Origin of the sequence: Allocoleopsis sp. (genome assembly GCF_036703385.1) — a bacterium.
Lineage (GTDB): Bacteria > Cyanobacteriota > Cyanobacteriia > Cyanobacteriales > Coleofasciculaceae > Allocoleopsis.
Map to the genome: position 1 here is coordinate 1 of NZ_DATNPA010000033.1, position 6366 is coordinate 6366.

The 6366-nt window shown below is 47.1% G+C and carries 5 protein-coding genes; 1 reads left to right on the forward strand and 4 read right to left on the reverse strand.

The genetic code is table 11. The features are described from left to right. The 3 genes from V6C93_RS01655 to V6C93_RS01665 all read right to left on the reverse strand — a co-directional run. A partial coding sequence (locus V6C93_RS01655; RefSeq protein WP_333474901.1) for a Spy/CpxP family protein refolding chaperone occupies window positions 1-465 on the reverse strand: 465 nt, incomplete at its 3' end. Between the two features lie 273 nt (window positions 466-738). Then, window positions 739-1422: a two-component system response regulator RppA gene (rppA, locus tag V6C93_RS01660; RefSeq protein WP_333474902.1), complete on the reverse strand. Its 684-nt coding sequence runs from the start codon at window positions 1420-1422 to the stop codon at window positions 739-741. Window positions 1423-1574: 152 nt separating this feature from the next. Then, window positions 1575-2225: a glutathione S-transferase family protein gene (locus tag V6C93_RS01665; RefSeq protein WP_333474903.1), complete on the reverse strand. Its 651-nt coding sequence runs from the start codon at window positions 2223-2225 to the stop codon at window positions 1575-1577. A gap of 138 nt (window positions 2226-2363) precedes the next feature. Between V6C93_RS01665 and hisG the strand changes: the two genes are divergently transcribed. After that, entirely contained in the window at window positions 2364-3008 is a 645-nt protein-coding gene (hisG, locus tag V6C93_RS01670; protein WP_333474904.1) for an ATP phosphoribosyltransferase, read from the forward strand. Between the two features lie 120 nt (window positions 3009-3128). On the opposite strand, the gene V6C93_RS01675 is transcribed toward hisG, so the two are convergent. Further along, a partial coding sequence (locus V6C93_RS01675) for a CHAT domain-containing protein (RefSeq protein ID WP_333474905.1) occupies window positions 3129-6366 on the reverse strand: 3238 nt, incomplete at its 5' end.

A 6366-nucleotide genomic window follows, 5' to 3' on the forward strand; every position in this document is an offset into this window, starting at 1 on the left:
CGTCTTTTTTAATTGTTGTTTTTGTTCGTCTGTCAAGACATTGGCTATTTCTCGAAGCTGGGACTGCCTCATGTCTTGAATTTGCTGCTTTTGGGCATCTGTGATATTCAGAGACTGCATGAGTGTCCGGGGATCTTTGCCTTGTTCCTGAGCCGCTTTTAACTCATTCTTTTGCTTGTCCGTGAGAATGGTCTCCATCTTGGAGCGATATTTCTCTTGAATTTGCTTCAGTTGAGTTTTTTGTTTGTCTGTGAGTTTCAGGTCCGGTGGCAGAGGAGCGCTTGGGGTAGAAGGGTTGGAACCCATGCTTGGAGAGGCAGGAGTCTCAGGTATCTCAGCCTTTTGAGCTGGAACTGAGGAGGCGGAACCTTCCTGAGTTTGTGAGCTTGGAGATTTACAAGCTGCTACAATCAGCGCAGTACCCGCAAGAGTCACAGCCAGCACGGGAAGAGATTTAACTTTCATGAACACTCCTGTGAATTCTAGCCAAGAAGCACTTCCTTTACTACAACTAGATTGTAGGAATTTCCTCAGCTAATTACCTGTATCAAATGTCCTAGACGGACTCATGACTTTAGTCATGAGTTTGGACAAGCCAGAAAAGTCATGAGTTTGGACAAGCCAGAAAAATTATCTCATACCCATTTAAACAGAGGATGCGACAGAGCATCGATTGAAACCATTGCCTGATAAGGCTTGTACAATCCAAAATCTAAAATCCTTGCATCCAAAATAGTATCAGCTACTGTCTCCAAAACGATAGCCTTTCCCATAGACTGTGTGAATCAGCGGTGTTTCACCCTTCGCTTCAATTTTGCGGCGCAACAGGCGAATTAAAGCGGCGACAACATTACTACTGGGTTGTTCCTCTTGAGCCCACAGATGCTGATAAATTTGCCCATGCGTCAACAATTGACCCACGTGGCGCATGAAGAATTCCAGCAACTGGCTTTCTTTTTCCGAAAGTTCAATCAAACGTCCATCGCGATAAGCCAACTGATTTTCTAAATCGAGTTCCAGGTTAGCAACACGCAGGCGCTGGGGAGTACTGATATCAGTTGCCGCAGAACGCCGTAATAAGGCGCGGACTCTGGCTAGCAACTCCCGCAATTCAAAGGGTTTAACCAGATAGTCGTCAGCACCGGCATCTAAACCCTCGACTCGATCATTGAGGGTATCTTTCGCTGTAAGGAAAAGAACTGGTGTGGTTCGTCCTTGCGATCGCAACTGCTGGCAAATTTCCAAGCCCGACCGTTTTGGCAGCATCCAATCTAAAATGAGCAGGTCATAATCGCTGCCGGATGCTAACTCACTGCCTGCTACGCCATCGTAAGCCACATCAACCGCGTAACCTTCACGGTTCAAGATTCGACTCAGCGGGTCAGTCAGCTCAACTTCATCATCAACTATAAGAATTCGCATTTCATTTGTTGTAACTGGTTAGTTGCTGCTTGTTAGTAGCCGTCATGAATGGCGTACACCAGAATGCATGAAAATTCTTATTTCTTCTGCCTTCTGCCTTCTGCCTTCTGTCCTCACTAAAGCTCCGGTCTGCCTTATTTTCAAGTCAGCTGCTAATGATTAAAGTAATAAATACTTTCTACTTCGTTGTTCGCGGCCTCCACCCATTCCTGCATTGCCGAAAGGGCCCAAATCGTCTCAATATAGGCTCGTGCCACCTCATCCAATTTCACATCATAGGTAATAAATCGTGATACGACGGGCGCGAACATGGCATCGGCAATGGTAAAGTGACCCAATAGGAAGTCACCCTTAACTCCAAAGTTTTTCCGACATTCATGCCAGATTGCAGTAATGCGATCAATATCGGCTTGCAGGCGGGGATTCATACCCAACAGACAAAGTCGAGTGCGGCAGTCCATTGGCATAGTTTCGCGTAGGCTGTGGAAACCTGCGTGCATCTCCGCACTAATTGATCGCGCCAATGCCTTAGCGGCTTTGTCCTCAGGCCATAAGTGAGGAGCAAAGTGTTCTGCAATATATTCGCAAATAGCTAGAGATTCCCATACCCTCAGGTTTCCGTCCAGCAAAACAGGTACTCTTCCAGATGGAGAATAGCGCCGAATCTCCTGGTAGCTGGTTGGCGTGTCCAGGGGAATGCGTATCTCAGTAAAGTCTAATCCCGCCTGTTTCATCGCTAGCCAAGAGCGCAGTGACCAGGATGAGTAATTCTTGTTTCCAATAACTAAAGTGAGCTGAGTCATATTATGAGCGATCGCCAGAAACTAATTGACAAAAACCTTTTTGTAGTCCTGACTGCAATTCGTGATAAGTTGCCAATATTATAGGTATGCTCATGCTTCAAGCATGAATGCGCTACTTCAAATTGAGCCAATATTTCTATGCTGACTGTTGCATTACCCAAAGGCGCACTTCTGATCGATAGCATCAAGCTGCTACAAGCCGTCGGCTTAGATTTTAGTGCTTTTCTTGACTCCGGTAGCCGCCTACTCCAAATTCAAGACCCTAGCGGTACCGCCAAAGCCTTACTTGTTCGAGCGCAAGATGTCCCAGTTTACGTGGAATATGGTCAAGCACAATTGGGGATTGTCGGTTACGATGTGTTGCGAGAAAAGAGCCCCCAGGTTGCTCACCTCGCTGACTTACGCTTTGGTAAGTGTCGAATGTCGGTCGCAGTACGTGATTCCAGCCCTTATCGCAGTTCTTTAGAACTGCCACCTCATGGTCGGGTGGCCTCGAAATTCGTTCACTGTGCTCACGAACACTTCAATAATTTGGATTTACCCGTAGAAATTATCCCGCTCTACGGTTCTGTGGAACTGGGGCCAATTACCGGGATGTCAGAGGCTATTGTGGATTTAGTCTCGACCGGTCGGACTTTAAAAGAGAACGGTTTAATTGAAATTGACATCCTGTTTGAGAGTACAGCGCGGTTAATTGCTCATCCCCTGAGTTATCGCCTCAATACGTATGAACTCAACCACTGGGTAGAGCAGTTGCAAGCGTTAACGCTGAGTACAGTCTAAGGTGAAGCTGCCAGAGATCGAAAAAGCGATCGCCTCTGTCTTGAACCTTCAACCTTCAACTTGCAACCTCCAACCTTCAACTTGCAACCTTCAACCTTCAACTTGCAACCTTCAACCCCCTTACCAAGGATTACCAATCATGGTAAAGGCAGACCAGTAATAAGGATGATCCAGTTTTTGATCTCCTAGTTCAACCAACTCCGGCGGTAAGGGGATGTCCACATTGGGGGTATGGAGTTTACCATTCTCCAAACGCACCTCTCCTCTAATCATCGCCAGTTGCGATCGTCTAAGCGCCTCTGCTTTAATCGGAGCAGCGTTCAATTGCTGGTAAAAATCCGTCATTAACCCCAGTGTCCCTTGGTCGCTAACGTACCAGAGACTGGCCATCGCTGACTTAACCCCTGCCAGCACCGCGAACCCAGCAAAACCCAACTCCGCTTCCTTATCCCCCAAAGCCGTGCGACAGGCACTCAGCACTAAAAGCTCTACGGGTGGTTTATTCCAACCCAGTTGCCGTAGTTGGTTGAGGCGCAATTTTGTATCCCATAACTGAATATAAGAGTTACTCGAAGCGCCCGGTTTGAAATCGCCATGAGTCGCTAGGTGAATAATCCCAAACGGTTGTTGCTGTCGTGCCTCCTTTAAATTACCTAGGGTAAAGCCACTATCTAGGTAAGATTTGCCTTGCCACAACCTACCCGCAATCGCTGACACTTCTGTCGGTACGGCAGGTAAGGGGTTTTGGTCAGTAAATGTCTTGGCTCCCATCGCCAGAACTTGGGCATTTCTGATGTCTTTGTAGAGGGTATCGGTGAGGCTGAGACTCGGCATCAGACCGACACTATAGCGTTCGATTAAAAATCCTTTCCCGTCATGGAGAGCAGCAACTGGCAAGGAACGCAAGCCAGGTTCCATCAGGAAGACTAGATTCTGAATTTTTCGCGCTTGTAAATCCGTTTCTAAAGGTGCAACTATTAACTTGTACAGTGCCTGTGCTGGAGCGAGATAGCCACGACGGTTTCTCGAATCGGTAACTTTGCTGCGGAATTCTCCAGCTAATTTCAGGACTTGTTCGCGGGTTGCGCCGGTTACTCGCTTGCGAACGGGTGGCTCCTTGCCTGTCACGACGACTAGTTCGAGTAGGTCACTGTTTTGGGGTAGAGGATTTTCTGCTCGTGCGGAATTTTTCTGTGCCTGCTTATTTCCATTTGTATTGGAATTGTGAATTTTGTCTGCTGATGTTGGTTCCAGACTCTCTGGGATAAACGTGACATAAATCATTGCGGGTTTGATGCCCGTTGCTCTCTCAATTGTGTTCAGAATCTCGCGCTCTGCGTCTAAGGATTTAATCGGTGTCTGGAAGGCTTGCCCGAAATACTCCTCGAATTCCCGCGTCAAACGCGATTCAATTTGATTGACAAAGGGGTCAACTTCAAAGCGAGGTAAGCGTACATCACTAAACTCTGGTCTGTGTGGACTTGTTTCTGGAATTGGATTTACGAGTCTTGGGCTGGGTGTAGGCGTTGGGGTTGGGGTTGGGGTTGGCGTTGGCGTTGGCGTTGGGGTTGGGGTTGGCGTTGGCGTTGGCGTTGGCGTTGGGGTTGGCGTTGGCGTTGGCGTTGGCGTTGGTGTGGGAGTAACGTTGATTCCTATCTGTTGCGGAGTGGAGAAGGAAACGCGATCGCTCGCTCTAATCGTAAACGCCGCAACCTGACCCGTAGCATTTTCAGGCGGAGTGTAAACCAAAATATCGTTAACTGCAATCGTATCTCCCGGCGCTAGCGTTACACCATTTCTCGTGAGCGTTCCTGTAATGGAGGTAATTTGAACCGTAGTGTTATCGCTATTAACATCACCCACAACCGGATTTAAATCCCCAAATCTGAAGGTAACCGGTTGATTGGGTTGCGTTCCTGCAAGTTGAACATTTGCGGTCAGAGTGGGTGGAGTGTTAACGGAAATCAGCGTAATTCCGTTCCCAGTTCCAGCCGCAATACCACCATTCGGTAAGACTGGAAATGAGGCTTCTGTTAGTGTGTTGTTATTAGCAATAATCGATCCAGCTACGCCGTTGACAGGCGACGCCGTCCCCACTGTAAAGTCAAGGTTATCCGGCCCGCCATCATGTTGAATTGAAACGGAGCTTAACTGAGAAATTCCTGGGCCAGTTGTTCGAGTAGATATAGTCGTACCGGAAGGAACAAAGTCATTAAAAGCATTACTAATGGTTCCAGTTCCTCTGACAACTCCATTCGCAACAATTTGGACATCACCCCCTCTGATATTCATTGGCCCATCAGTTGCACTGGAAAAACCTTGGGTAAATATGCTGTCAAATGTGATGTTCTGTCCACTTAAGTTGACTGAACCCGCGCTAGATGTTGCCCCTCCAATACTTCCTCCAGAAGAATTTAAAGAAGACGCATTAATCGCACCTGTTGTGATATCGCCCAGTGCTGTTAAGCGAACCAAACCTCCTTCTGAACCGTAAGGGTTACTGCCATTAAAAGAGGAATCAATCGCGCCCGTTTGGATACTTCCTACGGTGCTGCTTAAAGTAACTGCCCCCCCTCGCGAGATAGTAAAAGAGGAGTCATTACCAGCGGAAGATGAGTTAATTGCGCCAGTTATGATGTTGCTTCCAGCATTTAAGCTGACTGCTCCTCCATCAAAGCCATAAAGGTCGTGAAAAGAATTCAGTATTCCCGTATTGATAAAACCACTGCTGGTGATGTTAATGGCTCCACTATTCCGAAAATCATTGGTGCTTGTATTAATATTAAATCCAGTACTTGTGAAGTTAACCCCACTGCTTGTGAAGTTACCTCCATTGGTATTAATGGGTGCATTAATGAAGACGCTTCCCGTACCTGTTGCTGTGTTGGCAGTATTATCATTGGCTCTGAATTCAACATTACCGCCATTTGTCGTGATGGATTGGTTGACTGTAATGTTGTTGCCAGCCTGGGCAGTGAGTCCAACATTGAAACCAGTCATATTAATTGGCGCACTAAAGATAATGTTATTGGTTGCTTGTAGGATGACGTTGGCTGTCGCATTATTAAGAACGGTCACATCTAACCTGGTACCGCCAGGAAGGTCGGGGTCATTAAAGTTATTGACATCATTTAATGTTGCATTACCACCTGTGGCTACGATTTCAATATTGGTTGGGTCGAGTAATAGCGTTCCAACATTACCAAAGGGGGCGAGAGCATCGACCGTTCCTGCATAGTTCAAAGCGTTTTTACTCGATATCTCAACAAAGCCACCATCACCACTTTGAGAACCTCCACGAGCGCTAATCTGGCCTGAGAAGCTGGTGTTGTGATCAGACCAAATAATAATTCGACCG

Excerpts from the sequence above, each read along its gene's own strand:
- rppA (WP_333474902.1), bottom strand. The coding sequence starts at position 1,422 with ATGCGAATTCTTATAGTTGATGATGAAGTTGAGCTGACTGACCCGCTG.
- V6C93_RS01665 (WP_333474903.1), bottom strand. The coding sequence starts at position 2,225 with ATGACTCAGCTCACTTTAGTTATTGGAAACAAGAATTACTCATCCTGG.
- hisG (WP_333474904.1), top strand. The coding sequence starts at position 2,364 with ATGCTGACTGTTGCATTACCCAAAGGCGCACTTCTGATCGATAGCATC.